This is a genomic window from Mesorhizobium sp. B2-4-3 (assembly GCF_006442815.1).
Lineage (GTDB): Bacteria > Pseudomonadota > Alphaproteobacteria > Rhizobiales > Rhizobiaceae > Mesorhizobium.
Genome location: NZ_VFVL01000031.1, coordinates 38,228 through 63,853 on the forward strand (window position 1 = coordinate 38,228; position 25,626 = coordinate 63,853).

Sequence of the window (25,626 nt, forward strand, 5' to 3'; positions counted from 1 at the left end):
CGTCAGGCCGCCGGCGCCGACATTGCGGTCTCGTCCTGCTTCGGACGATTGGCGGGCAATTGCGTGCCGGTCAGCACATAATAGGCGTTCTCGGCGATGTTGGTCACATGGTCGCCGATGCGCTCGAGATTCTTGGCGCAGAACAGAAGATGCGTGCAAGCGGTGATGTTGCGCGGGTCTTCCATCATGTAGGTCAACAGCTCGCGGAAGACGGACGTGTATTTGACGTCGATGCGCTCGTCGTCGTTGCGAAGCTTGGCCAGCGCCGTGGCATCGCCCACCATATATTCCTGGATCACGGCCTGGACCTGGATCAGCACCATCTGCGCCATCGAATCGATCGAATGCGTGAGGTCGCGCGGCGCGGCGCTGACGCCGACCGAGCCGACGCGCTTGGCGATGTTCTTGGCGAGATCGCCGATGCGTTCGAGGTCGCCCGCCATGCGGATCGAGCCGACCACGTTGCGCAGGTCGTCCGCCATCGGTTGCCGCTTGGCGATCAGCGTGATGGCGCGGTCGTCGAGCTCGCGCTGACGAGCGTCCATGATGGCGTCGTCGGAGACGACGCGTTGCGCCAGCGCATTGTCGGTCTCGAGCAGCGCCCTGGTCGCACCGCCGACCATGGAGCTGGCGAGATCGCCCATGTCGTTGATGAGCCGGCTGATCTGCCTCAGATCCTCGTCGAAGGAAGCGACGGTATGTTCGGCCATGATGATGTCCTCGTATGAACTCAGCCGAAGCGGCCGGTTATGTAGTCCTGCGTGCGCTTCTCGCGGGGCGAGGTGAAGATCTTCTCGGTCCGGTCGAACTCCACCAGCTCGCCCAGATACATGAACGCCGTCTGCCGCGACACGCGCGCCGCCTGCTGCATGTTGTGGGTGACGATGACGATCGTGTAGTCGGCCTGCAGCTCGTCGATCAGTTCCTCGATCTTGGCGGTCGACAGCGGATCGAGCGCCGAGGCCGGCTCGTCGAGCAGGATGACCTCGGGCTTCACCGCCACGGTACGGGCGATGCACAGGCGCTGCTGCTGGCCGCCCGAGAGGCTGAGGCCGCTGGCGTTGAGCTTGTCCTTGACCTCGTTCCACAGCGCGGCGCGCTTCAGCGCCTGCTCGACGCGGCTGTCCATCTCGGCCTTGCTGATCTTCTCATAGAGCCTGACGCCGAAGGCGATGTTCTCGTAGATCGACATCGGGAACGGCGTCGGCTTCTGGAAAACCATGCCGATCTTGGTGCGCAGCAGGTTGAGGTCCTGCGAGCGGTCGAGGATGTTCTTGCCGTCGAGCAGCACCTGGCCCTCGGCGCTCTGCTTCGGATAGAGTTCGTAGATGCGGTTGAGCACGCGCAGCAGCGTCGACTTTCCGCAGCCCGACGGGCCGATGAAGGCTGTCACGCTGCGCTCGGGCAGGGACAGGTTGATGTCCTTCAGCGCCTTCGACTGGCCATAGTAGAAATTGAGGTTCTTGACCTCGATCTTGGCCTTCTCGACGGTCGTGTCGGCTGCGTTCAGGTCGGTGGACAACATCGGTTTCATCTGTCCTCTCTGCGTCCGGTTAGGCTGCGGGCGATGATGCTCAGCCCGAGAACCGTCAGGGTGATTATGAGTGCGCCCGTCCAGGCCAGTTGCTGCCATTCCTCGTAAGGGCTGAGAGCGAACTGGAAGATGGTCACCGGCAGGCTGGCCATCGGCGCATTGAGATTGCTCGACCAGAACTGGTTGTTGAGCGCGGTGAAGAGAAGCGGCGCCGTCTCGCCGGAGATGCGGGCGATCGCCAGCAATATGCCGGTGACGATGCCGGACAGGGCGGCGCGATAGGCGACCGAGCGGATCACCACCCAGCGCGGCGCGCCGATGGCGGCGCCGGCTTCGCGCAGCGCATTGGGCACGAGGTTCAGCATGTCCTCGGTGGTGCGCACCACGACGGGGATCACCAGGATCGACAGCGCGACGGCGCCGGCAATCGCCGAGAAGTGCCCCATCGGCCGCACCATCAGCTCATAAACGAACAGGCCGATGATGATCGATGGCGCCGACAAGAGGATGTCGTTGATGAAGCGCACCACCGTCGTGAGCTTCGAGAAGCGGCCATATTCGGCCATGTAGGTGCCAGCCAGCACGCCGATCGGCGTGCCGACGACGATGCCGATGATCGTCATGACGATGCTGCCGTAGATGGCGTTGAGCAGGCCGCCGGCGTCGCCGGGCGGCGGCGTCATTTCAGTGAACACCGCCAGGTTCACCCCGGACAGCCCCTTGTAGAGCAGGGCGCCGAGGATCAGCGCCAGCCAGGCGAGGCCGATGCCCGCCGCGACGACGCACAGCGTCATCATCACGGCATTCTTGCGTTTGCGGTTTTGGTGAAGCGATGCGGCAGTCGACATCGGTCAGGCTCCCGTGCGGCTATCGATGCGCAACAGCATGTAGCGTGCGAGCGCGAGGATGATGAAGGTGATGATGAACAGGATCAGGCCGAGCGATACCAGCGAGGATGTATAGAGATCGCCGTCGGCTTCGGTGAATTCGTTGGCGATGGTCGCCGAGATCGTCGTGCCCGGCGCAAACAGCGAGGCGCTGATGCGGTGCGCGTTGCCGATGACGAAGGTGACGGCCATCGTCTCGCCGAGCGCGCGGCCGAGGCCGAGCATGACACCGCCCATGATGCCGACGCGGGTATAGGGGATGGTCACGCGCCGGGTCACTTCCCAGGTCGTGCAGCCAATGCCGTAGGCCGATTCCTTCAGCACCGCCGGCACCGTGTCGAACACGTCCTTGGTGATCGAGGTGATGAAGGGCAGCACCATGATGGCGAGGATCATCGACGAGGTCAGCAGGCCGATGCCGTAGGGCGGGCCGGCAAACAGGCTGTTGAGGCCGGGGATGCCTTTGAACAGCCAGATGACGAAGGGCTGGATCGTCGTCTGCAGGAACGGCGCGAAGACGAACAGGCCCCAGATGCCGTAGATGATCGAGGGAATGCCGGCGAGCAGCTCGACCGCGATGCCGATCGGACGCCTGAGCGGGCGCGGGCAAAGCTCGGTCAGGAAGACGGCGATGCCGATGCCGATCGGCACAGCGATGAGAATGGCGATGGCCGAGGTGACGATGGTGCCGTAGATGGGCGCCAGGGCGCCGAAATTCTCGGTGACCGGGTTCCAGGATTCGGTGGTCAGGAAGGAGAAGCCGAACTTCGACAGCGCCTCCCACGAGCCGGTGACCAGCGAGATCGCGACCCCGCCGAGCAGAACCAGCACGAGGATCGCGGAAAGGCGCGTGGCCGTCCGGAATGCCATGTCGGTGAAGGCGAAGCGGCGCACTGTCGCTTCTCTGGTCCGCAGGGCGGACGACGTCGCGGCGTCGGAAACGGCTGTCATTTAGCCCCTCGCATTTCGAAAGAGACAGGAGGGCGCCGGAGACGCCCTCCTTGTTCGCTAAGAATTACATGCCGGAGTAGAGCGGCTTGCCGCTCGCGTCGACGATGTCCTTGCCCCACATTTCCTCGACGCTCTTCACGACAGCGTCGGGCATCGGAACGTAGTCCAGGCCGGCGGCCAGCTCGTCGCCCTTGGCATAGGACCAGGCGAAGAACTTGAGCGCTTCGGTCGTGGCCGCAGTGTCGTCGGGCTTCTTGTAGACGAGGATCCAGGTGGCGGAGGTCATCGGCCAGGATTCAGCGCCGGCCTGGTTGGCCAGGATGACGCCGTAGCCCGGCTGCGAGCTCCAGTCGGCACTAGCCGCGGCGGCCGAAAAGGCGGCGGCGGTCGGCTCGACCTTCTTGCCGTCCTTGTTGATCAAGTCGGTGTAGGTCAGCTTGTTCTGCTTGGCATAGGCGTATTCGACATAGCCGATTGCGCCACCGGTCTGCGACACGTTGTTGGCGACGCCTTCATTGCCCTTGGCGCCGATGCCCACCGGCCACTCGAGCGCGGTGTTAACACCGACCTTCGACTTCCAGTCGGCGCTGACGTCGGCCAGGTAGTAGCTGAAGTTGAACGTGGTGCCCGAGCCGTCCGAACGGTGCACGACGGCGATCGCCTGGTCGGGCAGCTTGGCGTCGGGGTTGAGCTTCTTGATCGCTTCGTCGTTCCAGTTGGTGATCTTGCCGGCGAAGATGTCGGCCAGCGTCGGACCGTCGAGCACCAGTTCGCCCGGCTTGATGCCTTCGAGGTTGACGACCGGAACAATGCCGCCCATCACCATCGGGAACTGCGCGAGCCCGGTGGAGTCGAGATCCTCGCCCTTCAGCGGCGCGTCGGATGCGCCGAAGGTGACGGTCTTGGCCTTGATCTGCTTGATGCCGCCGCCGGAGCCGATCGACTGGTAGTTGAGACCGATGCCGGTCTCCTTCTTGTAGGCGTCGGCCCACTTCGCATAGATCGGGTAGGGGAAGGTGGCGCCGGCGCCGGAAATGTCGGCTGCCATCGCGGCGGAGATGCTAAGGGTAGATGCCGCAGCCATTGCAATCGCAACGGCCGCCGAGCGGATGAAATGTCTCATGTGGCCTGCTCCTGTTCGGAAGATGGTCTTTCGGCACCCGTTCTATCGGCGCCCGGTCAGCGCAATAGCCCTCGATTATTACAGTCGCATGACAGTTTCGTGTCAGCCCGGTAACGCCTGGACGGGGATGCTCGGAAGGGTCAGCCGCAGCCTCGAAGGGCCGGCCGGAGTTTGCCGCGGAAATCAGCAACTTGTCTGACTTTTGAAACAAAATTTATCCCGGCGGCCGGATGACGGCCGCCGGGAAATAAAAGCCGGACGAGAGTGCGTTGCCTGTAAGCCAGAGCGGATCATGGCCTGGCCATCGCCGAAAACAGGGTCCGTTGGGGTAGAGTCGACGCTGTTTCTTGTTGGCGGTCGCTGCTCCCGCCCGTAACCGAAGAGCGGAATCAATGTCGTGATTGTCCGAGCTTGGCGTTTGCTTTGGTATGGTGCGATCGCACCATACGCATACGTCAGCGTCTTGCCGCCGTCCTGCCCGCCAAATTCGTTTCTATCCGGCGTTGCGCTGGGTCTCGACGTCCGGACCCAGCCAGCGCTCGAGCTTTTCGAGCAGCGCCCGCGGACTAATCGGCTTCGGCAGGTAATCGTCCATGCCGGCCTCCAGGCAGCGTTCGCGGTCGCCCTTCAGCGCATGCGCGGTGACGCCGACGATCGGCACATGCGTGCCCATGTCCTCCTCGAGCCTGCGGATGGCGCCCGTCGCCTCCAGCCCGTTCATTTCCGGCATCGAGACATCCATCAGGATCATGCGCGGATTGAGCCTGCCAAAGGCGTCGAGCGCCTTGCGGCCGTTGCCGACGATCTCGAAGCGGTAACCGGTCTCGCCGAGGATCTGGGTGAACACCATCTGGTTCACCTCATTGTCCTCCGCGACGAGTATGTCGAGCCCGCGCTCAGCCTCGGCTGGGCGTGGACGTGCCCGCACCGGCGGCGGCTGCAGCATGGCGCGGTCCGATGCCGCCGCCTGCGCCGGCGCGGTTTGCGGGAGGCTGCTGCCTGCGGCGGGTTGCGCCGCGGCGCTGCTGTGGCGGTGGCGCTGGATGGTCGCGACCAGCGTTTCCAGGAGAATGGAGGAGCGCGCCGGCTTGATCAGCTGCGCATCGATGCCGAGGTCGCGATAGGCCGTGCCGGCAAGCGACTGGTCGACCGAGGTCAGCATGATGATGGGCGTATGCGCCAGGCCCGCCGTGTTGCGCACGATGCGCGCCATCTCGGCGCCGGTCATGCCGGGCATCTGGTAGTCGAGCACCACGCAATCGACCGGCACGCCGTAGGCGGCGGCGGCAATCAGCACCTTCAACCCTTCGGCGCCGCTTTCGGCCGCGCAGGAATCGAACGTCCACGACGCCATCTGCTCGCTCAGGATCGAGCGGTTGACGGCATTGTCGTCGACGATGAGCACGCGCGCGCCGGTGACGTCGATCGGCATGATGCGCTGTCCGCCCTGCTCGGTCCTGGGCAGCGTGACGGTGAACCAGAAGGTCGAGCCCTTGCCTTCGGCGCTGTCGACGCCGATCTCGCCGCCCATCATCTCGACCAGCCGCGAGGTGATGGCAAGGCCAAGCCCGGTGCCCTCATGCCGCCTGGTCGAGGAGGTGTCGACCTGGCTGAATTTCTCGAACACCAGCTTCAGCTTGCCTTCCGGAATGCCGATACCGGTATCCGTCACGGAAATGGTGAGCTTCGTGCCCGCGGGGACCCGGTCGCCCGTCACGTCGACCAGGACATGGCCCTCGTCGGTGAACTTCACCGCGTTGCCGAGCAGGTTCGTGACGATCTGCCTGACCCGGCCGACATCGCCGACGAACTGGCCGTCCAGCCCCGGCTGGACACGGACGATGAGCTCGAGGTCCTTCTCCTTGGCGCGCGTCGACACCAGCGTCGCCACGTCCTCGATCGCCTCGGCGAGATTGAAGGGCGCCGGGTCGAGCACCATCTGGCCGGCATCGATCTTGGAGAAGTCGAGGATGTCGTTGATGATGGTGAGCAGCGCGTTGCCGGATTTGACGATGATGTCGGTGAACGTCTTCTGCTTCGGATCGAGGTCCGACTTTGCCAGCAGCTCTGCCATTCCAAGAACCCCGTTCATCGGCGTGCGGATCTCGTGGCTCATATTGGCGAGGAATTCCGACTTGGCCCGGTCGGCGAGCACGGCGCGCCGGCGCGCCTCGCTGAGCTCGGCCTCGCGCTGCTTGAGCTCGGTGATGTCGGTGGTGGAGCCGATAAGATAGAGCGAGCCGTCCGAGGCGATCATCGCGCCCTTGCGCGCGAACTGGTGCCTGACGGTGCCGTCCGGCATCGTCACCGTCTCCTCGATCTCCTGCGTCTCGCCGGTGCGCAGCACGGCAAGGTCGCCGGCGACGAAAGCTTCGCCGTCCGCGCCGAAGATCTCGACGTCGGTCTTGCCGACCGCTTCTTCCCTGCTGAAGCCGGTCAGATCGCACCAGCCCTTGTTGACGTAGAACTGCCTCAGGTCCGAGCGCTTGGCGTAGATCGACACCGGCACATTGTCGATGAGGCTGCGGAACACCTCGTTCTCGCTCATGCTTTGCCGCAGCGCCTGCTCGCGCGCCTTGACGTCGGTGATGTCGGTACTGGAGCCGACCAGATGCACGGAGCCGTCGATCGCCACCAGCCGGCTCTTGCGTGTCATCAGCTGCCGCACCGTGCCGTCGCGGTGGGTGACGGCCTCCTCGACCTCGCGCCCCGCGCCGGTCGCCACGACGTCGGTGTCGTCATTGCTGAAACCGTCCGCCTCTTCCGTGGCGAAAAGCTCGCGATCCGTCTTGCCGAAGACCTCGTCCTTGGCGAGGCCGGTCAGCGCGCACCAGGCCTTGTTGACGAATTCTATGCTGAGGTCGTCGGCCTTGATGAAGGCGGCCACGGGCAGCTCGTCCATCACATGCCGGTAAAGGTCGATCTGGCGCATGGAATCGCGCAACGCCTTCTCACGCGCCTTGATGTCGGTGATATCGACGCGCACGCCGATGAACGTCCCGTCGTCGGTGCGCATGTCATAGACCTGGTACCAGCGCCCGTCGGCGTTGAGGCGTTCGTAGGCGGAGCTCGGCAAACGGTAGCGCTCGAGCATGGCGTCGAGCCAGCGCTCGGTGTCGACGCCATGCAGGCCGTCGATTTCGGTGTCGCCGCTCGAGCGGAAGTAGCCGACCGAATGGCCGAGAGCCAATGCCTCGCGGAACGTGCGGCCCGGCTGCCATGCCGGCTTCAGCGCCGGCAGCGTATCCTGCAGCTTGCGGTTGGCGAAGACGAAGCGATCGTCGCGATCGTAGATGATAACGCCCGCCGGCAGCGACTCCAGCACGGTGGCGAGGTTCCTGCGCGCGTCCTCCGCTTCTGTCTCGCGCTGTTTCATGTCGGTGATGTCGACATAGGAGATCAGCCGCTTGCCTCCGGGAAGTGGCGCCAGCGAGGCGATCAGCGTGCGGCCGTCCTTGCGCGGCAACTGCCTGGATCCCGCGGCTCCGGCGCGGATTTCGGCCTCCCGTTCGGCCACATGGCCTTGCCAGGTCTGTTCCTCGCCGCCGAACGGATCGGCGTCACGGCTGGCTTCCATGAGGTCGCGAAAGCGGCTGCCGGCCGGAGCGCGCCGCGGATCGATCTTCCAGAAATCGTAGAATGCCTGGTTGACCACCTCCGCCCGCAATTCGGCATCGAGAACGATGACGCCGATCGGCATCGAATCGACCATCAGCCTGAGATTGGCAAGCGCCTCCGAAGTCCCGACCATATCGTGGACGCCACCGAGAACGGCCCCGTTGCCGCGCATATCCGCCTTGTTGGAGCTCCGCGCGCTGTCCGCCCCGACAGTCCCGTCCGTATCCGCCATTCCTACCCCCAAGGCCGAACCGTGCCGGTCCGTCGGCGGAATGTGCCCGACAAGCATTAACGATCCGCTAACCATAATGATTGCAACCGCCTGCCGCCCAGTGCCGTTGAGCCAGATTCCGATCGAGGCGCCGGCTGCGGTAATCCGCCCGTTGGCGATCATGGCAACAACGCATTATAAGGTGCCTGAGGTGTTGCTAATGTTTGGTCGAATCGCGGCTTTCGTCCTGTGCCCTGCGCTGCTTGCAGCGAGCGGCTGCGTGCGCAGCGACGACGGCACGGTGATCGTTCCAAGCCGGATGGATGTCAGGCGTGTCTGGGACGAGGCGCCACCGGGAACGACAGCGTCGCGGCAGATCGCATCGGACGTCTTTCCTCTGCCGCCGGGCGCGCCGCCCGGCCCCGCTGTCCGGCGCTATCCCGGGCGCGCTTCGATGGCGCCATCCCTGAACCGGGACCTACCGGACGAGTCTTCCGGCGAGCAGAGACCCCTCGCCTGCAGGAATGTCGGCGAGAACGGCAGGCGCTACCGGGTCGTCTGCGAATAATGTTGCCTGGTCAAAACGGCCAGACGGCCCTGCCGCGGCAGGGGCGATGGCCCGATCAATTCGCGGGGAAGAAGGCCGGCCCGACCACGCGCACCGGCTTTGCATCTGCCGGGACGAGCGCCTCGGGCTGCACGATCGAACTGATCGCATCCGCTCCCGCGCCCTGAGCGCTGCTCGATGGAATCTCCGAGACCGTACCCATGTCCGGCCTTGATGTCGGCAGGGGAATGATGGCGTTTTCCATGTTGCGCGGCGTCACCGTGCGCGCCCTGAGCTCGGCCACCCGCTGGGAGTAGCGCTTGAGGTCGCAGGCCTTGAACTCGGCGGCATCGCGATAGCGGAAGGCGGTTGGGAGTTCGGTATAGGGCTTGCGCGTCTCGACCGCGACCATCTGGTCGGTCTCGAGGCTCGGATCGCTCAGCGTATAGAGATCGACACCCGCATCGTCGCAGATGTAGCGGCATTGATCGACCGTATCCTTGGGGTCCCCGCCTCGCGCGAATTGCGAATTCGGCGCAGGGAAGAAATAACCGTCCGAGAGGCGAACGCAAAACAGCATCGCATTCCCGCCATATGCCGGGGTGAAAGCCTCCGTGTTGGACGCCTGCTGCCGCCTGGGAGCCTCCTGACAGCCAAGCGCTACGTATCTCGCCTGCAACCCGGAGGAGTCGCGGCCGGAATTGCCGATGCCGGCGATCCGGCGCTGCACCTCGGTCCGATTCCGGGCAAGATCCGCGCAGGCATTGAAGAAGCCCCCGGCGGCGCTGCTGGCGCTGCAGCGGCGCTGCCTCTCCAGCCCCTGGATCGCGGCGAGCTGGCGCCGCAGTTGCGCAAGCTCGGGGCTCGCCGCGTCGCGACCGCCGGACAGCATCTGGCTTCTCAGCGCCGAGCAAGAATCAGCATAAGAAACCTGCGTCATCGCCAAGATCGCCATGACCACCAGCAATGATATCTTAAGAAATCGCAACCTCGCCATCGGGTGCCACCCCTGTTCGAAGACTTAACTGACGGCTAATTGAGCAATAACTCATAGACATGAAGGTTAGCCGGAAACTCACCTATACGATCTAAGTGTTACGCTCAGTCTTGTGAAGCGAATATTACGCTTTCATTTCAAGATTGAGACAGTAGCCGAAAAACCATTTTCAGGTCCGTAAAAGCCGGGCCGCTGCGCGATCACGGACTGCTGATGAAACTTTGACCGGCGATAAACGTTGTTGGCGTTGATGTGAGCCGCGCAGTGCAGAGGAGACTGAAGATGTCCATTCACTTCACCGTCTCTGGCTTGACCAGGAACCTGATCCATTCGCTTGGGCTGGATCATGAGCAGGCGCCGAGACCCCTTACCCCCGAACAAAGCCTTCTGCTGGATTGCTACCTGGCCGGGCAGATCCCGGACTCCGCCTGGAACGATTACGTCTTCGAGATGCCGGAATTGGAAAAGCACGCCCAGGTCAGGCGCGCGCGGTTGACCTGACAGCAATCCCGGGAAGTGCCGCACGGTTGAAGCATGTCTCCCGAAAGTGGGAACCGGTTTCGGGATAAAGACATGCGTAAAATCAAGAGCCTAAAGCGCATGGAGCAAATCTGGAAGATCGCGACGCGCTTTAAGCTCGGCGCTCGCCGTGGCCTTCCGTTCACGCCTCCGTCTATTTCTTCGGCGAGTTGAACTGCAGCGTGAAGACGTTTCCGGCAACGCCTTGCGCCAGCGACGGCGAAAAGCTGAGCGGCAGACAGTCCTGCATGGCCTTGGTCGCCGCATCGACATAGGCCTTGCGCGCCTTGTCGTCGCCGCCGACATGAATAGCGGTCGTCCTCGGCGGCCCGATCAGCGTGCCGTCGCGTTTGAAGCTGAAGCTGAGCGTGACCGAGGAATTGTCGGAATTGGCCGGCGGTGTCCAGCAGGCGAGCAAGGCGGCGCCAACCTCGTTCATGCTGTTGAGCGGCGCGGGTTCGGCCGTGATGGTGGCGCTCGCCAGGAGCGCACCCGCGATTGCCGGAAGTTTCACCATTCTTGTCATCGCCGTCCTCGTCGCTTCATTGCCCGGCTCGCCCGTGTCAACCGAGTATAATGGTAGGATCAGCCACGCCGATGACAATAGGATTTCAACCGGTCTGGCACCGGAGAAATCATCCTGTCGTGATTGGCGTGGGAGCGAGGCGATACAACCGCCGGAAAAGCAAAAGGCCGGCGCTGAGCCGACCTTTCCCTTCGCCTCCGCTTCGCGCCAGTACATCCGTGGTCGCGGCGAGGACTGCGACCAGTAGACAGGCCTTAGGTAAACGAAACCTTAACCCAAGCGACTGCTACGCCCCGGCTTGCGATTTCACATGCGCGATGTAGCCGCGCACGTCGCCGGCCGGTTCCGCATAAGCCTTGCCGAGCTTCTTCTCCAGCGCCACCATGTACTCCTTCGCCCATTTGGGCAGCGCGTAGTCGATGACCGCCAGGAATTCGAGCGTTGCCGCCAGCCTTATATCGGCGATCGACGGGTGGTTGCCGCCGATGAACGGTTTGCCGTCGCGAAAGAAGGAATGAAACACCTCGAGCGGCTCCGCGATCGCAGCCATCGCCGCCTTCTGCGCTTCCGATTTCTTGTCGGGATGGGCGTCGCTATGGCCGACCTCGCCGGCATATTGCGGGAAGCTGAGCGCCGGATATGTCGCGCGCGCGACATAGGGATAAAGCGTGCCGACCAGATAGAACATGGCGCTGTCGATCATCGCCCGCTTGGCCGGCGCCTTCGGATAGAACTTATCCAGCCCGTGCTTGTTGGCGAGATACTGCATGATGGCGCAGCTTTCCCACAGCACGCCGCGCGGCAGGCCCTTGTCCTCGATCATCGGCGTCAGATGCGCCGGATTGCGCGCCAGGAACTCGGGCGAGCGCGTATGGCCCCAGGCATCGGTCTCCGTCGGATCGAGCCCGGCCGCGCGCGCGAACACCCGCACCGTCATGTTGTTGACGCTCGGCCTCAGCATGCTGAGTTTTATGCCGGGCTTCTTGGCCGGCTTCGCCTTGGGTGCCGCTTTTGCCGCCGGCTTTGACGCGGCCTTGGCCGAAGCTTTGGCGGCCGGCCTGGCCGCCGCTTTCGGCGCCGCCTTGGCTGCGGGTTTCTTTGCACTCTTCGCTGCAGCTTTTGCCATGTCGGTCCTCCCTCTGACCCGGTTAATAAGGATTTTTAGCCGCCCTGTTTTCCGACAGGGTTTCGCGTGACCGCTCGACCAGCGCCTGAATGGCGTCGGCCAAATGCAGTTCGGCGATGTTGTAGTCGCCGCGCGCCACGCGGATCTTGTGCGCCTCCATCAACACGTCTGCATGGGTGAAGCCGGCCGGCGCTTCGAAGCGGTAGGAAGCAAGCTCGATCAACAGCCCCAGCGGATCCTCGAAATAGATCGAATCCATGAAGCCGCGATCCTTGACGCCGCTGTGCTTGATGCCGCGCTCGTCGAGCCGCGCGACAGCCTGCAGGAAGGTGACCCGCGACACCGAGAACGCGATGTGATGGACACAGCCGATATCGGTCGGTGTCCGCCGCTTGACCGGGGCCCGGCTCTCGTCGGTGAAAACGGTGATCAGACGCCCGTCGCCCGGATCGAAGTAGAGATGGCTTTCGCTCGGCTTGTCGAGATTGGGCTGCTCGAAGATGAAAGGCATGCCGAGCACGCCCTCCCAGAAGTCGATCGAGGTCTGGCGCCCGGCACCGACCAGCGTGATGTGATGAACGCCTTGCGACTGCAGCTTCCGCATTGGCTCCTCCCCGCCTGCACTTGCGCCTTACCGGTTTCCATGTGCCTGGCCGCGCTTCGATGAGCCTCGGCCCGCGACCACCGCCCGGTTCTCGTTGCGCTCCGCATTCCGCATCCTGTCGGATCGCGGCCGGAGCGTCGATGAGGGGATGCTAATTCAATCCGGGACGCTGCGCCAGAAGCAGCGACACCTCTACGAAGGTCATGGCCCAACGGCGGCGAAAGTCGTCGCGCTGGCGCAGGTCCGTCAGGTCAGGATCCAGGCCACGGTCCTGCCGGTATCGGCCGGAACACCTCCGATCCCGGCGGATAGGTGGGGCGAGATGGCACCCAGGGGCACTTCCAGGATGTGCGCGATTGCCTTGAGGGTCTTGGTCGAGGCGGTCTTTCCGGAGCGCTCTATCTGCGACAGCATGCTCGGGGTTATTCCGGCTTGGGCGGCGAGTTGCCTTCCGCTCAGGCCGCGCAGGATCCTGACGGCGCGAACCGGGTTCTCGCCGGCGGCGATCCTGTCGAGGACGCGCTTGGGCAAAGGACTGTGGGGAGCAGGCTCGTCAAGCTCGCTCACACCCGCCATCGCGGTCCGCTTGAGTATGCGGAACTGGGATTCCGGCAGCACGACCATGCGCTCTTTCGAGCCTGGGTGCTTGATGAATTGGACGTTTAGCTTCATGGCGGCGACCAGCGTTCGGGTTTGGCTTGCTGCGCGGCTCGAGACGGAGCCTGGATTACCTGAAAATAAAAAGCACGAAGATCAGAAATGAGATCGACAGGATCGCGGCTACGGACAGAAGCGCCAATATCTGAAAGCTGATCGGCAACTGCCGAAACCGTCTCCACGTCCACGGTTCCTTTTCCCAGTGCTGAAATCGTGGCAACCCCGGCTCCCTTGGTCTGAGCCCATCGTGCCGGCGAACCGGACAAAGATCATCGTTTCAAACCACGTCGACAGGTTGCCGATGTCGACGACCTTCGATCTAGCCTCTTTGGCCGGAACGTGACATCTGTCGAAAGTCAGGGGCGATGATGACGAAAGTCATATTCGTTTGCGGCCGGTTCGGGCTTACGTCAAAGTGGACTGCCGCGCCCTGCGGCTGTTTTTGCGAGAACGAATGATCGATATCGGCACGGAATTACTGCCGGCCGCGCAAGCGGAAGTTATCGGGCTTGCTGTTTTGCGGGCCGACAGGACAGTTCAGCAAAAAGTGGGGCGCTTGGTCGAGTGGCTCCCCGCCCTTGGAGCGGACTGCTGCCAGTGCACGCTCCTGGTCGGGATGGAGGCCGAGATGGCGGCCTTGTCCGAGGGACGCCGCGATCTGATCGCCTTGTCGGGCGTGCGGGCCGAATTGCCGGGGCTGGACCGCCCCGTCACCGCGGTCATCCTGTGGAATGGCGATCGATCGCACTACGTCGTGATCGCGATGCCCGACTTCACGGCGCGCCAGGCCGAGATCATGTTCGAAAGCGAACGGCGCGCCCGACGCTTGATGGAGCAGCAGCTCGAAGCCGCCAATTCCGAGGTGCGCTTCGCCTCGCTCGCCCGCACGCGCCTTCGCCTGGCGCGCGACCTCCACGACACGCTCGTGCATTCGATCATCGCGTTGCTGACGCAAATCCGGCTGACGCGGCATTTCCTGGCGACCGATCCAGCCCGTGTTTCGGATGGGCTCGCAATTGCCGAGGAAGCCGCGATAACCGGCTTGGCGCGGGCGCGCGACGCCATCGCCCGGCTCAGGATGCCCGACGACCTCGAACCGGGTTCGGATGTCGAGAAGATGCTGTCGGACTTTGCGCAGCAGACCGGTGTCGAGGTCTCCACGCAAATCGATGACGGAGCCCGCCCCGGGCTGCAGGATCACGAGACGACGATTCGGCGCATCGTCGGCGAAGCGTTGCGCAACATCGAGGCGCATGCCAAGGCGCGACGGGTTCGGTTCGACGCGGTCGTGGAAAGAACCGAAGCCGGCGCAAGACTCATTGTCGATGTCCGCGACGACGGACGCGGCTTCGACGGGACCGTCCCCAAACAGGGACATTTCGGGCTGATTGGAATGGCCGAATTCGCCGAGCTCGCGGGGGGACAATGCGCGGTGGAAAGCGCGCCGGGGGCGGGCACGCTGGTTCGGACATCCCTTCCCCTGACCGTGTCGGCAACGAACGACCGGTCCGGCGCCGTGGTGCGTAGAAAGTTGGAGGTGTAGCAAGATGACCGATCCGCGCCTGAAATCCGAAAGGATACGCGTGCTGATCGCCGAGGATCAGACATTGATCCGGGAAGGTCTTGCCACGCTGCTTGCCCAGCAAAACGACGATTTCGAAATTGTCGGCGCCGCGGCCGACGGCGAGCAGGCGATCGAGTTCGCGCGCCGGTACCGTCCGAACGTCGTCCTGATGGATCTGCAAATGCCGCGCGCCGACGGCGTCACGGCAACCCAGCGTATCCTGCGCGAATTTCCGGGAACCGGCATCGTGGTCCTGACCACGTTCGAGACCAACGACCTGATTTTCGAAGCTGTCAGCGCCGGAGCCAAGGCATATCTGCTGAAGGACTCCAGGATCGACGAGATCGCCACGACGATCCGGACCGTGGCGAACGGCCAATCCGCGCTTTCACCCGGTGTCGCCGCGAAAATTCTCGAGGAATTCAAGCGATTGCGTCCGCGCCACGCCCCGGCGAGCGCGCCGTTGCGTGGCGACCTCACCGCGCGCGAGAACGAAATCCTCAAACTGATCGTCGAAGGCAAGAGCAATGGCGAAATCGGCGCCCAACTGCATTTGGCCGAGGGTACGATAAAGAACTACGTCAGCACGATCCTGGAGAAGTGCGGAGCCAAGAACCGGACCGAGCTGGCCATAAAAACGATAGGCTGAACGACCTTCCGCAATGAATGCGCATCTGCGCGCGCCTGGGCTTCGTCACGCACCGGAACGACGTGGCGATCGAACGCTCAAAAAAGGCCCGCGGCTTCGGGGTTGGGGGGAAAAGCCACGGGCAGTCTGGTTGCCTGAGTTCCCGCTCTTGGTGGCAGGTCGAGGGAGGCGCCGGTCGACGGGCTCGCTGCAGCTCTGAACGGCTAGCTCTTTGCCCGATTGCGGGCTTCGATCTCACGGAACGCCAGTATGGTCAGGACCATCTCGGCGTTGCCTATCGATGGTCGAGGCGCAAGCAGGCGCATGAGCGCGTTGAGCTGCTCGGCATCCATTTCAGCCAAATGGCCTTTCACGGTCCGCATGGTCTCGTCGAGCTTCGTCAGCAATTCCGCAACGATCGTCATGGAGTCCGAAGCCTTGCCCATGGTTTGCGCGGGCGACCTTTGTTGAAAGCGGAACGCTGTGCTGGAGATTTCCGCTGATCGGCCGGGATGACCGGCGGATCGAGAAACGACGCGGGCTGGAGCGGAATCGCGGGCGGCCGGACCAGGGTCCGGCCGCCTCGAACAAATCCGCTATTTTCTCGCGAGCAAATCGCGGATTTCGGTCAGCAGCGCGACATCGGCGGGCGGGGCCGCGGCGGCGGCCGGCTTCTCGCGCTCCAGCCGCTTGCGCAGATTGTTCACCGCCTTGACCATCAGGAAGATGATGAAGGCAAGGATCAGGAAGTTCAGCACGACCGTGATGAAGCTGCCATAGGCAAAGACCGCGCCTTCTTTCTTGGCATCGGCCAACGCGGTCGAATGGACGTTCGAGGACAGCCCGAAGAAGTAATTGTTGAAGTCCAGTCCGCCGAAGATCGCGCCGACGATCGGCATGATGATGTCGTTGACGAGCGAATCGACGATCTTGGAGAAGGCGGCGCCGATGATGACGCCGACGGCCAAGTCCATCACGTTGCCCTTGGAAATGAATTCCTGGAATTCTTTGAGCATCCCCATCTCCTCTTAGGGCGTTTCACCGTTTCACGGAAATGGCGAACCGCCCTATCTCTTTGTTTTGACGCAATTCCGGACGGAAAACCGCACGCACTTTTCTTGGAATTGCTCTAGCCCATTTGCCTGTTTGCGCCGTCAGGCGAAGGCGCTCTCGCGCCTGAAATGCTTGACGAGCAGGTAGTAGAAGACCGCGCGATGTTTGTTGCGGTTGGTGCGGCCGTACTGGTCGATGACCCTGGCGAGCCCCGCATCCAGGCCGGCATCGGCCGCCATCCCCAGTCTCTTGATGAGAAAGTTTTTCTTGACCCGTTCCAGTTCCTCCCTGTCCGAGGCCGAAACGGTGGATGCATCCTTGTCGTAGATCGCAGGACCGCAGCCCTTCGTCACCTTCGTCAAGAGATCCATATCCGCCGTAAGGCCGCATTTGACCCTCAGGTCCGCCGCATATTTGCTGATCAGTTCGTCTTGCTTGCTCACACGCTTGCCCTCTCGTTTCCGGCCAGACAGCGACGCTGCCGTCGAGCCGCGCGGCTTGGTCGCCGCAAAGCCATGTCTGGATTTGACCGCTGCCCGTAAGTGTCAGCCGCCACGCGTCGCGAGCGCACCATCAGGGCTCGCCTGGTCGACGGCGGCTGGGAGATGCTGCGCCAGGACGGCGGCCACCTGATCCAGCGGAATGCCGAACTGGCCCGCCAGTTGCTGAAGACGCTGGTCGCCAAGCGCCGCCTTGATCTCGTCGGGCGCGATCGGAAGATTTGCGGCGTTGGTGCTCAGCCAGGATTCGACGCGGTCGCCGAGACCCGACTTCTGCAGCATGGCAAGCACGCCCTGATAACCGCCAACGCTGGTCAGAGCATCGGCCAGGAGTGACGAGCCTCCGTCCTGCTGCCCGCCTTGCAACGCGCTTTGCAAACTGTCCAAAAATCCCATCCGGAAACCTCCCGTCGAAAATCACGTCCGCCGTCGCGCAGCGTTCAGGCGTGCCGATTTAGGCCGTTTCAAGGGGTTGCGACACCTGACGAAGGTCAGGACCGGAGGTGACGAAGGTCATATTCGGCAGTAGCCGGATCGCCCTCGAACCCGGCATGCTGCTGGCAAGGCGGCTCCGCGTCTTTCCCGGTGCAGGGGCTGCTTGGCCTGCATTCGATTCAACTCGGATTCGATTCAGCCCGAGGGGCGACTGGCGTGCGAGCAGTCATTGCGATAGGTGACGATGGACATGGCGGCGCGAATACCAGCTCGGGGCGTGATAGCCCGCGACGGCAATAAGTCGATTGCCTGTCGCGCGAATTAGGATTTGATATAACGGTCGTCACCATATCAGTGAGCGTGAGAACCGAGGAAAGAACATGAAAGCCGCCGAGCAAGCTGGAAAAGGTGCGGATGGAGCTGCATCCGCCAACGGATCGGAAGCCACGATCCATCCCGACGCGACGATCGACCAGGTTCGCAATCTCCTGTTCGGAGGCGCGCAGCGATCGCTCGAGAGCAACCTTGCCGGCCTGCGCGAGGAGATGCTGGCCACCATCAAGCAGCTCCAGGCGGACTTTGCGAAGGAACTCGCGGTCCTGCAAGCGCACGTCCTGGAACTGGAGCGGGAGACCGAACAGAAGCGGCTCGCCTCGCAACGGGACATCGGCGCCGCGATTTCGGACCTTGGAGCAACCATCAGCGGGCTAGGCTCCGGCCGCGCGGGAAAGTAGCATGACGTCCGCCGCCGGCCAGAACCGTGAGATCGAGCAGCTTAGAAAACTGCTCTTTCAAACGGAGGCGGCACGTCTCGAGGCGCTGGGAGCGGATGTCGCTCTGCTGCAGCAATATATAGGCGGCCCCGACCGTCTCGAAGCGGCGACGGCCGACATATTGGTCGCCGCGCTTGAGCGCGCCGAAGTCGTTCGGCCGCGCGAGCTGGCGAACGCCATCGCGCCATCGGTGGTCTCCGCGATCCGCAGCGAGATCAGGAACTCACGCGACCTCATGGTCGATGCGCTGTACCCGATCACGGGCAGGCTGGTCAGCGCGGCCGTGGCGAACGCATTCAAGGAACTCGTCGCGCGGCTGGAGCAGCGCCTCAACGCCCTGACATCCACGGAGCTGTGGATCGGGCGCGTCAAGTCGCTGGCGACCGGCCGGCCGATCAGCGAGTTCGTTCTGGCAAACGCCAGCCCGCCGCGCGTCAACCGGCTGCTGATGATCGAGCGCGGCAACGGACGCCTCGTCGCCGACTGGAGGAGGCAAGAAACCTCCGACGAGCGGGCCGACCTGCTGAGCGCGATGGTCGCGGCGATCCTGGAATTTTCCGTCCAAGCACTTGCCGGAGAAGGCAATCTGCAGCAGCTCGATTTCGGCGGACGCGAGATCGTGCTTCGCGCCTCGCCCCGGTTCATCCTGGCCGCGGAATGCATCGGCCCCCTTCGCCCCGTCGACAATGACAGGATCAATTCGCTTTTCTTCGATACCATCGAGAACATGGATCGCGGCCTCGACTGCGACGCCGCCATGCTGGCGTCGCTGGCCACATCCATCGAAGTCGGTCCGGCCGCGGAGCCCAAATCGCGTCGGGGCGGAAAGGTCGTCCTGTTCGTGCTCGCGGCTCTCGTCGCCGCCGGGTTGGCATGGCTGGCGAGCGTCTATTTGACCCGCATGATGCTGGAGCGGCGCGCCAACGATGCGCTCCAGGAACTGGCCGGCAAGGAACCGCTGCTGGAGACGTTTCCCCTGCGCCTGGATTTTGATCACCGCAATCGCAGCGTCTCGGTCTCCGGCATAGAGCCAAGCCAGTTGCAGACAGCTCCGCTGATCGACGCCCTGGCCAAGGCCGCAGCGCCCTATCGGGTCGTTGGCCGGATCGGCGTCGTGCCGGGCATGGAACAGTCGGCGGCGCTCAGCGCCGACATCGACGCCCTGCGGCAATCGGTGACCGGCCTGCAGGCGGGCATCGACGAGAACCGCCGGACGATCGCCGAGCTGCGGCAATCTCTTGCCGATGTGCAGACGTCCGCGGGCGAAACCGGCAAAGCGGTTGCCGGTCAGCGGCAGTCTCTCGCAGACTTGCAGGCCCGCATCGATCAGGCGCGCGGGCTGAACGACGAAGAGCTGCAATCCGTTGCCGGCCTGCGGGCGGGCATCGATGAAACACGCGCGGCGATAGCCGAGGAAACAAAATCCAGGAACCAGCAGTACGACGCCCTGCAATCGATAGCCGACAGCCCGGCCGAGCGGCTCAACCGCTTCATGGCCTCGACGGCAATTTTCTTTGGCGACGCCGACACTTTTGCCGATGACAACGCGGCGGACCAGCAGATTCGTGATCTGGCAGGGCTGCTTGCGGGCAACGATCTGAGAATCCGTGTCGTAGGGCACGCGGACGATACCGGAACGGATGCCACCAATCGGACCGTTGCCCGCAAGCGGGCCGACCAGGTGGTGCGAAGATTGACCTCGGTCGGGATCGAGCCATCGCGGTTGTTCGTGGTTTCGCGCTCGTCATCCATTCCGATTTCCGACGTGCCGAGCGAAGGCAACCGCCGCGTCACCTTCGAAAATGTGTTCCGCGCCGAGCGCCCTCAATGATGCTCAGCGCGAAGGTCATGCTGCTTGGCGACATGGGGGTGGGCAAGACGTCCATCATGTACCGCCTCGTGCATGATCGTTTCGACGGCGAATACAAATCGACGCTCGGCGTCGAGGTGCTCAGCTACGATGTTCCGGCCGATCCGGTTCGCGGAGGCGACGCGGCGCGGCTTGTACTGTGGGACACCGACGGCGATTTCGGGACGCGCATTTTCGACACCGTCTACGTCACCGGCGCGTCGGCCGCGATCGTCGTGTCGGACGTGACGCGCCCGCAAACCGTGACGCGCATGGTCGAGCTGATCCGCAGCTTCGAGGCGCGATTTCCGGGCAGGCCATACCGGGCCCTTGTGAACAAGATCGATCTCGCCGAGGCCCCCGGCAGCGCCGAAGAGATCGGCCAGCTGCCGCGATCGAGCGTCAAGTTCGTGAGCGCCAAGAACGGCGAGGGAATCGTGGAAGCCTTTGCCGAGCTCGCCGAAACGATACGGCGCCGGCGACTGTAGCTCGGCAAGAAATTCGGCTTGTTTGATTGTCTTGGTACGCCCAAGGGGAATCGAACCCCTGTTCCCGCCGTGAGAGGGCGGTGTCCTGACCGCTAGACGATGGGCGCGCTCAAGAACCGGCTACATAGGCTGGCGGCCGGGAAAAAGCAATCGAGCAGATTCCGGAAAAGTGTCGTACGGTTTTCCGACAAGAATCTGCGACAAAACAAAAAGCCTAAACGGAGCATTCATTGGCTCCGCCTAGGGATTCGACCGCTTCGCGCGCTTTGCCGGCCGCCACCCGTCAGCCCTGCCGTTTCGGCTCGATCAGGTCCCAGAGATTGCCGTGGAGATCGGCGAACACCGCCACAGTGCCGTAGGCCTCGAAGCGCGGCGCCTCGCGGAATTCGACGCCCTTGGCGAGCATCGCCTGATGGTCGCGGGAAAAATCGTCGGTTTCGAGGAACAGAAACACCCGGCCGCCGGTCTGGTTGCCGATGCGGCTTGTCTGCTCCTCGCCAGAGGCTTCCGCCAAGAGCAGCCGCGCCCCCTGGCCCTTCGCCGGCGCGACGGTGACCCAGCGCTTGCCGCCGCCGAGGTCGGCATCCTCGATAAGCATGAAGCCGAGCCGCTCGACATACCAGCGAACCGCCTCGTCGTAATTGCCGACGATGAGCGCGACGGTCGCGATGCTGCGCCGCTCGGCAAAGTCGCTCATTTGTTGCGAACCGCGAATTGGCCGATGATGCGGCGCTCGGCGATGTCGTAGACGAAGATCGAATGGCTGCCGTCGGCAAGCTCGGCATCGATCGACAGGCGGTTGCCGGAGAGCGACTGGCTGATCACCTTGGCGCCGACGGGCAGCACGATGTCGCCCGAGAGCGGCGCGCCGGCTGGAGCCTGGACATCGGCGGCAGGAGCCGGTCCGGCCACCGGCGCGTTGCGGGCTTTGTAGACAAGCGCCCCGATCACCACCATAAGGGCGAGGAACAGAAGGCCGAGATTGACGATCATGAAGCGGACGAGCTTGCGGCGCACGTTCTCGGCCGCGGGGTCGAGCGGCTTTTCCTCATCTTCTTCGGCGATTGGCCGGGCCATGGCTAGACAATCCGCAACGGGTTTCGATGAGCGCTCATAACGAAGAGACCCCGATATTGATAGAGGACGAATTGGCGGACGAGGAATCCGGCGAAGCCGTCGTGCTGGAAACCGGCGCCGACGCCGCCGGCCAGCGTCTCGACCAGTGGCTTGCCGCCCGGCTCGGGCCGGAGCTCTCGCGCAGCCGCGTGCAGGCGCTGATCAAACAAGGCGCGGTCTCCATCGCCGGCAGGCAGGTGCTGGAAGCCAAGCGCAAGCTGATCGCCGGTGAGCGGATCGAGATCCTGGTGCCCGCGCCGGAGCCGGCCGAGCCGCAAGGCGAGGACATTGCCCTCGACATCCTTTACGAGGACGACGAGCTGATCGTCATCAACAAGCCCGCGGGGCTGGTCGTCCACCCCGGCGCCGGCAACTGGACCGGCACGCTGGTCAACGCGCTGATCCATCATTGCGGCGACAGCCTGTCCGGCATAGGCGGCGTCAGGCGGCCGGGCATCGTCCATCGCCTCGACAAGGAAACCAGCGGCGTCATGGTCGTGGCCAAGACCGACCGCGCGCATAAGGCGCTGTCAGCGGCCTTTGCCGACCACGGCCGCACCGGCGATCTCGAACGCGCCTATCTGGCGCTGGTCTGGGGTATTCCGCAGCGGCCGACCGGCACCGTCGACGCCGCGCTCGGCCGCGCCGCCGATCGCGTCCGCCGCGCGGTGGTGCCTGAAAGCCGCGACGACGCCCGCCATGCCGTCACCCATTTCAGCGTCGTCGACCGCTTCGGCGAAGGACAGCAGGCTTTTGCCACCGCGAGCCTGGTCGAATGCCGGCTGGAGACCGGCCGCACCCACCAGATCCGCGTCCACATGGCCCATATCGGCCATCCGGTCGTCGGCGACCCTGATTACGGGCAGGCCTTCCGCACCAAGGCCAACCGGCTGCCCGAACCCTTGAAAGCCAAGGTCGCCGCCTTTCCCCGGCAGGCCCTGCATGCCTGGCTCCTTGAATTTCGGCATCCGGCCACCCATCTATCGATGAGGTTCGAGGCGCCAATACCAAGGGACATGGAGGAATTGGTCGGCGGCTTCCGCAAGCTCTGAAACCTGCCATTAAGACGCTTCAAACCGACCATCAAAAAACCTGACTGGCGTTGTTCACTTCAGCGTGACACACTGTTTCGTGTTGAACAAATGCTGTCTTTTCTGGTTTTGTTCCTATATACACAGGTTGTCGCGGATGAGCCTTTGGCATCCGTGACGAATGCCCGCCGCTTTTCGGGGGCATCCACTCCAAAGAGAGAGGGGCGCTATCATGGCCCAATCATTACCCAGTATCGTTTCCGGTGAAGGCGGTCTCGCCCGTTACCTGGAAGAAATCCGCCGCTTTCCGATGCTTCAGCCGCAGGAAGAGTACATGCTCGCGAAACGCTACGCCGAGCATCAGGACACCACGGCTGCCCACAAGCTCGTCACCAGCCATTTGCGGCTCGTCGCCAAGATCGCCATGGGCTATCGCGGCTACGGCCTGCCGATCGGCGAGGTGATCTCGGAAGGCAATGTCGGCCTCATGCAGGCCGTGAAGAAATTCGAACCGGAGCGTGGTTTCCGGCTCGCCACCTATGCCATGTGGTGGATCAAGGCCTCGATCCAGGAATACATCCTGCGCTCGTGGAGCCTGGTCAAGATGGGCACAACCGCCAACCAGAAGCGTCTGTTCTTCAACCTGCGCAAGGTGAAGGGCAAGATCCAGGCGCTCGATGATGGCGACTTGAAGCCCGACCAGATCGCCGAGATCGCCACCCGCCTCAACGTTTCCGAGGCGGAAGTGGTATCGATGAATCGCCGCCTGTCGGGTGACGCTTCGCTCAACGCCCCGATCCGGGCGAGCGAGGGCGAGTCCGGCGAATGGCAGGACTGGCTGGTCGACGACCACGAAAGCCAGGAAGAGATGCTGATCGAGCAGGACGAGCTGGAAAACCGGCGCTCCATGCTGTCGGGCGCTCTGTCCGTGCTCAACGACCGCGAGCGGCGCATCTTCGAGGCGCGTCGCCTCGCCGAAGAGCCGCTGACCCTGGAAGAGCTGTCGGCCGAGTTCGACATCAGCCGCGAGCGCGTGCGCCAGATCGAGGTGCGCGCCTTCGAGAAGGTGCAGGACGCGGTCAAGGCCGCCGCCAAGCGCCAAACCCAGGCGCTGCGCACCATCGAGGCGCAGCCCGCGGCCTGACAGCTCAAGGCATCAATGAATAAAGGCGGCGCCGGGGCGCCGCCTTTTTGTTTGGACGATAAGGCGGGCTGAGATTCAGGTCAGCCCGCCGAGGGCTGCTTGGTCTTCCTCAGATACGGCAGCACCGTCTCATAGGCGCCAAAGCGCTTGATCGCGTCCTCGTTGGAGACGGCGGCGGTGATGATGACGTCGTCGCCCTGCTTCCAGTTGGCCGGTGTCGCCACCTGGTGCTTGGCCGTCAGCTGGATGGAATCGATGACGCGCAGGATCTCGTCGAAGTTGCGGCCCGTGGTCATCGGATAGGTCAGCACCAGCTTGATCTTCTTGTCCGGGCCGATGACGTAGACCGAGCGCACGGTGGCGTTGTCGGCCGGCGTGCGGCCATCCGAGCTGTCGCCGGCGCCGGCCGGCAGCATTTCATAGAGCTTGGCGACCTGGAGGTCTTTGTCGCCGATCAGCGGATAGTGCACCGTATGGCCGGTGGCGGTCTTGATGTCGGCCTGCCACTTGTCGTGGCTCGACACCGGATCGACCGAGATGCCGATGATCTTGACGTTGCGCTTTTTGAAATCGCCTTCCAGGCCGGCCATGGTGCCGAGCTCGGTGGTGCAGACCGGGGTGAAATTCTTCGGATGGCTGAACAGCACCGCCCAGCCGTCGCCGATCCAGTCGTGGAACTTGATGGTGCCCTGCGTGGTCTCGGCCGTGAAATCCGGCGCGATATCGTTGATACGAAGACTCATGACCTATCCCTACCCTTTTGTGAAAACCGCCGGCGCACCCCAGTTGGGCGGAGGCCGGGCGTTAGTTTTAGCACCATGAGGGTAGGGTTCAAACGCCTGGAGTAGGAAGCTTGCCCATGGCAGGCGAAAATTTTTCGCCGTCGCCCGCAATTGGAGGCAGGATTTTCGATTTACCGCTGGCGCCGGGCGCTCAGGCTTTCTTTAGCGCGAGCGTCGCCGCGAGATCTTCCATGCGCTGCGCAAGCGCGCCGAGCGCGGTTGTGAGCACGCTGTCGCTCTTGTCGGCCTTGGTCAGCGCCTCATCACGCGTCTTGCGCAAGGTCAGCACTTCGCTCTCCATGCCCTTGACGCGCTTGGTGAGCTCCGAGAGCTCGTCCATCACCATGATGCCGGCCATGACGGTAAGCCGCTGGTCGCCGATCTCGCCGAAGGAGTCCTTCAGATGCGAGACATAGCGGTCGAAGCGCTCGGCAAGGTCGATCAAGTGCTCTTCCTGGCCCTCGTCGCAGGCCATGCGATACTGTTTGCCGTCGATGGAAACGGTGACCTGTGCCATTGCCTTACCTGTCCAGAACCGCGCGGATGGTTTCCATGGCGGTCACCAGCCGCCGCGACACTTCCTTGTTGGCATCTTCCAGACGCTCGGCGCGCGCTTCGGAATTGTCGAGCTCCTGCGCCAGGCGCGAACGGTCGGCGTTCATGCGCTGCACCTCGGCCTCGGCTTCCGAATAATCGCGCTCATGCTCGAGCTTCGCCGCCACGGCGTTTTCCAGCCCTTCCATGGCCTTGCCCAGCCTGGCGATGACTTCCCTGAGGGTCGTTTCCCCGGTCATGGCCTCGTCCTATGCCCTGCCCATCACCGAATCGCGCGCGTTCAGAACGCGTTACCTCGGAAAGATTAGGCACCGGGTGAAGGGCGCGTCAACAAAGCTCTCGCGACTGTCCCCCGCTATCGCTAATGTAAGACGCTCGATGCCATCACAAGCTCGGCAAAATCCGTCC

The 25,626-nt window shown here is 63.5% G+C and carries 30 protein-coding genes and 1 tRNA gene; 9 read left to right on the forward strand and 22 right to left on the reverse strand.

All coding sequences use genetic code 11. From position 1 onward, the window contains the following. Positions 1–2 precede the first annotated feature (2 nt). The 6 genes from phoU to FJ956_RS24300 all read right to left on the reverse strand — a co-directional run bounded on the left by phoU (position 3) and on the right by FJ956_RS24300 (position 8,210). Positions 3–710, reverse strand: coding sequence for a phosphate signaling complex protein PhoU (gene phoU / locus FJ956_RS24275; RefSeq protein ID WP_140682261.1), 708 nt, complete (start codon positions 708–710; stop codon positions 3–5). Positions 711–730: 20 nt separating this feature from the next. After that, a complete protein-coding gene (gene pstB / locus FJ956_RS24280) occupies positions 731–1,534 on the reverse strand; it encodes a phosphate ABC transporter ATP-binding protein PstB (protein ID WP_095767369.1) in 804 nt (267 codons plus the stop codon). Continuing rightward, complete coding sequence (pstA, locus tag FJ956_RS24285; RefSeq protein ID WP_140682259.1) at positions 1,531–2,382, reverse strand: phosphate ABC transporter permease PstA; 852 nt, start codon at positions 2,380–2,382, stop codon at positions 1,531–1,533. Before pstA ends, pstB begins: the two co-directional genes overlap by 4 nt. A 3-nt stretch (positions 2,383–2,385) precedes the next feature. Further along, the gene (pstC, locus tag FJ956_RS24290) at positions 2,386–3,372 is read right to left on the reverse strand and encodes a phosphate ABC transporter permease subunit PstC (RefSeq protein WP_140682257.1); all 987 of its coding nucleotides are present in this window, start codon (positions 3,370–3,372) and stop codon (positions 2,386–2,388) included. 64 nt (positions 3,373–3,436) lie between these two features. Then, a complete protein-coding gene (gene pstS, locus FJ956_RS24295; RefSeq protein WP_140682255.1) occupies positions 3,437–4,495 on the reverse strand; it encodes a phosphate ABC transporter substrate-binding protein PstS in 1,059 nt (352 codons plus the stop codon). 493 nt (positions 4,496–4,988) lie between these two features. Next, on the reverse strand, positions 4,989–8,210 hold the full coding sequence (locus tag FJ956_RS24300) for a response regulator (RefSeq protein WP_246672189.1): 3,222 nt from the start codon (positions 8,208–8,210) through the stop codon (positions 4,989–4,991). 334 nt (positions 8,211–8,544) lie between these two features. On the opposite strand from FJ956_RS24300, the gene FJ956_RS24305 reads away from it, so the two are divergent. After that, complete coding sequence (locus FJ956_RS24305) at positions 8,545–8,892, forward strand: hypothetical protein (RefSeq protein WP_246672186.1); 348 nt, start codon at positions 8,545–8,547, stop codon at positions 8,890–8,892. 55 nt (positions 8,893–8,947) lie between these two features. Here the strand turns inward: FJ956_RS24305 and FJ956_RS24310 are convergent, their stop codons facing one another. Beyond that, positions 8,948–9,811, reverse strand: a complete 864-nt coding sequence (locus FJ956_RS24310) for a DUF2865 domain-containing protein (protein WP_246681615.1) — start codon at positions 9,809–9,811, stop codon at positions 8,948–8,950. Positions 9,812–10,150: 339 nt separating this feature from the next. Here FJ956_RS24310 and FJ956_RS24315 point away from each other — a divergent pair, with 339 nt between their 5' ends. Next, a complete protein-coding gene (locus tag FJ956_RS24315; RefSeq protein ID WP_140682251.1) occupies positions 10,151–10,369 on the forward strand; it encodes a hypothetical protein in 219 nt (72 codons plus the stop codon). 172 nt (positions 10,370–10,541) lie between these two features. Here the strand turns inward: FJ956_RS24315 and FJ956_RS24320 are convergent, their stop codons facing one another. The 5 genes from FJ956_RS24320 to FJ956_RS30635 all read right to left on the reverse strand — a co-directional run bounded on the left by FJ956_RS24320 (position 10,542) and on the right by FJ956_RS30635 (position 13,488). After that, positions 10,542–10,913: a hypothetical protein gene (locus FJ956_RS24320; protein WP_140682249.1), complete on the reverse strand. Its 372-nt coding sequence runs from the start codon at positions 10,911–10,913 to the stop codon at positions 10,542–10,544. Between the two features lie 286 nt (positions 10,914–11,199). Then, positions 11,200–12,039 carry a glutathione S-transferase family protein gene (locus FJ956_RS24325; protein ID WP_140682247.1) on the reverse strand — a complete coding sequence of 280 codons (840 nt, stop codon included), beginning with the start codon at positions 12,037–12,039 and terminating at the stop codon, positions 11,200–11,202. Between the two features lie 22 nt (positions 12,040–12,061). After that, a complete protein-coding gene (locus FJ956_RS24330; protein WP_140682245.1) occupies positions 12,062–12,643 on the reverse strand; it encodes a VOC family protein in 582 nt (193 codons plus the stop codon). 246 nt (positions 12,644–12,889) lie between these two features. Then, positions 12,890–13,315, reverse strand: coding sequence for a helix-turn-helix transcriptional regulator (locus FJ956_RS24335; RefSeq protein WP_140682243.1), 426 nt, complete (start codon positions 13,313–13,315; stop codon positions 12,890–12,892). Then, complete coding sequence (locus FJ956_RS30635) at positions 13,312–13,488, reverse strand: hypothetical protein (RefSeq protein ID WP_181170340.1); 177 nt, start codon at positions 13,486–13,488, stop codon at positions 13,312–13,314. The genes FJ956_RS24335 and FJ956_RS30635 overlap by 4 nt, the downstream gene beginning before the upstream one ends. A 266-nt stretch (positions 13,489–13,754) precedes the next feature. Here FJ956_RS30635 and FJ956_RS24340 point away from each other — a divergent pair, with 266 nt between their 5' ends. After that, the gene (locus FJ956_RS24340) at positions 13,755–14,843 is read left to right on the forward strand and encodes a histidine kinase (protein WP_140682241.1); all 1,089 of its coding nucleotides are present in this window, start codon (positions 13,755–13,757) and stop codon (positions 14,841–14,843) included. 4 nt (positions 14,844–14,847) lie between these two features. Beyond that, positions 14,848–15,513: a response regulator transcription factor gene (locus FJ956_RS24345; protein ID WP_140682239.1), complete on the forward strand. Its 666-nt coding sequence runs from the start codon at positions 14,848–14,850 to the stop codon at positions 15,511–15,513. A 203-nt stretch (positions 15,514–15,716) separates the two neighbouring features. Here FJ956_RS24345 and FJ956_RS24350 read toward each other — a convergent pair whose 3' ends face one another. The 4 genes from FJ956_RS24350 to FJ956_RS24365 all read right to left on the reverse strand — a co-directional run bounded on the left by FJ956_RS24350 (position 15,717) and on the right by FJ956_RS24365 (position 17,441). Continuing rightward, complete coding sequence (locus tag FJ956_RS24350) at positions 15,717–15,938, reverse strand: hypothetical protein (RefSeq protein WP_140682237.1); 222 nt, start codon at positions 15,936–15,938, stop codon at positions 15,717–15,719. A 150-nt stretch (positions 15,939–16,088) separates the two neighbouring features. Then, entirely contained in the window at positions 16,089–16,508 is a 420-nt protein-coding gene (gene mscL / locus FJ956_RS24355) for a large conductance mechanosensitive channel protein MscL (RefSeq protein WP_140682235.1), read from the reverse strand. A gap of 138 nt (positions 16,509–16,646) precedes the next feature. Then, positions 16,647–16,988 (reverse strand): DUF2853 family protein, encoded by a 342-nt coding sequence (locus tag FJ956_RS24360; protein WP_140682233.1) that lies wholly within the window; start codon positions 16,986–16,988, stop codon positions 16,647–16,649. A gap of 102 nt (positions 16,989–17,090) precedes the next feature. Beyond that, positions 17,091–17,441, reverse strand: a complete 351-nt coding sequence (locus tag FJ956_RS24365) for a YidB family protein (protein ID WP_140682231.1) — start codon at positions 17,439–17,441, stop codon at positions 17,091–17,093. A 419-nt stretch (positions 17,442–17,860) separates the two neighbouring features. Between FJ956_RS24365 and FJ956_RS24370 the strand changes: the two genes are divergently transcribed. The 3 genes from FJ956_RS24370 to FJ956_RS24380 are packed head-to-tail and all read left to right on the forward strand — an operon-like array spanning position 17,861 to position 20,590. Beyond that, positions 17,861–18,214 carry a hypothetical protein gene (locus FJ956_RS24370; protein ID WP_140682229.1) on the forward strand — a complete coding sequence of 118 codons (354 nt, stop codon included), beginning with the start codon at positions 17,861–17,863 and terminating at the stop codon, positions 18,212–18,214. A 1-nt stretch (position 18,215) separates the two neighbouring features. Then, complete coding sequence (locus tag FJ956_RS24375) at positions 18,216–20,084, forward strand: OmpA family protein (RefSeq protein ID WP_140682227.1); 1,869 nt, start codon at positions 18,216–18,218, stop codon at positions 20,082–20,084. Between the two features lie 17 nt (positions 20,085–20,101). Next, complete coding sequence (locus FJ956_RS24380) at positions 20,102–20,590, forward strand: hypothetical protein (RefSeq protein ID WP_246672185.1); 489 nt, start codon at positions 20,102–20,104, stop codon at positions 20,588–20,590. Positions 20,591–20,622: 32 nt separating this feature from the next. Here FJ956_RS24380 and FJ956_RS24385 read toward each other — a convergent pair. The 3 genes from FJ956_RS24385 to FJ956_RS24395 form a co-directional block, all read right to left on the reverse strand. Then, positions 20,623–20,697, reverse strand: a tRNA-Glu gene (locus FJ956_RS24385). Between the two features lie 176 nt (positions 20,698–20,873). Then, positions 20,874–21,287 (reverse strand): VOC family protein, encoded by a 414-nt coding sequence (locus FJ956_RS24390; protein ID WP_140682226.1) that lies wholly within the window; start codon positions 21,285–21,287, stop codon positions 20,874–20,876. Further along, positions 21,284–21,667, reverse strand: coding sequence for a fimbrial protein (locus FJ956_RS24395; RefSeq protein ID WP_140682224.1), 384 nt, complete (start codon positions 21,665–21,667; stop codon positions 21,284–21,286). The genes FJ956_RS24390 and FJ956_RS24395 overlap by 4 nt, the downstream gene beginning before the upstream one ends. Positions 21,668–21,693: 26 nt before the next feature. Between FJ956_RS24395 and FJ956_RS24400 the strand changes: the two genes are divergently transcribed. Then, positions 21,694–22,758 carry an RluA family pseudouridine synthase gene (locus FJ956_RS24400; protein ID WP_140682222.1) on the forward strand — a complete coding sequence of 355 codons (1,065 nt, stop codon included), beginning with the start codon at positions 21,694–21,696 and terminating at the stop codon, positions 22,756–22,758. 211 nt (positions 22,759–22,969) lie between these two features. Next, positions 22,970–23,881: an RNA polymerase sigma factor RpoH gene (gene rpoH / locus FJ956_RS24405; RefSeq protein ID WP_140545121.1), complete on the forward strand. Its 912-nt coding sequence runs from the start codon at positions 22,970–22,972 to the stop codon at positions 23,879–23,881. 80 nt (positions 23,882–23,961) lie between these two features. Here rpoH and FJ956_RS24410 read toward each other — a convergent pair whose 3' ends face one another. The 3 genes from FJ956_RS24410 to FJ956_RS24420 all read right to left on the reverse strand — a co-directional run bounded on the left by FJ956_RS24410 (position 23,962) and on the right by FJ956_RS24420 (position 25,457). Then, a complete protein-coding gene (locus FJ956_RS24410) occupies positions 23,962–24,624 on the reverse strand; it encodes a peroxiredoxin (RefSeq protein WP_140682220.1) in 663 nt (220 codons plus the stop codon). 190 nt (positions 24,625–24,814) lie between these two features. Next, positions 24,815–25,180, reverse strand: a complete 366-nt coding sequence (locus tag FJ956_RS24415; RefSeq protein WP_140647887.1) for a cell division protein ZapA — start codon at positions 25,178–25,180, stop codon at positions 24,815–24,817. Between the two features lie 4 nt (positions 25,181–25,184). Beyond that, on the reverse strand, positions 25,185–25,457 hold the full coding sequence (locus FJ956_RS24420; RefSeq protein ID WP_140682218.1) for a DUF4164 domain-containing protein: 273 nt from the start codon (positions 25,455–25,457) through the stop codon (positions 25,185–25,187). Positions 25,458–25,626 lie beyond the last annotated feature (169 nt).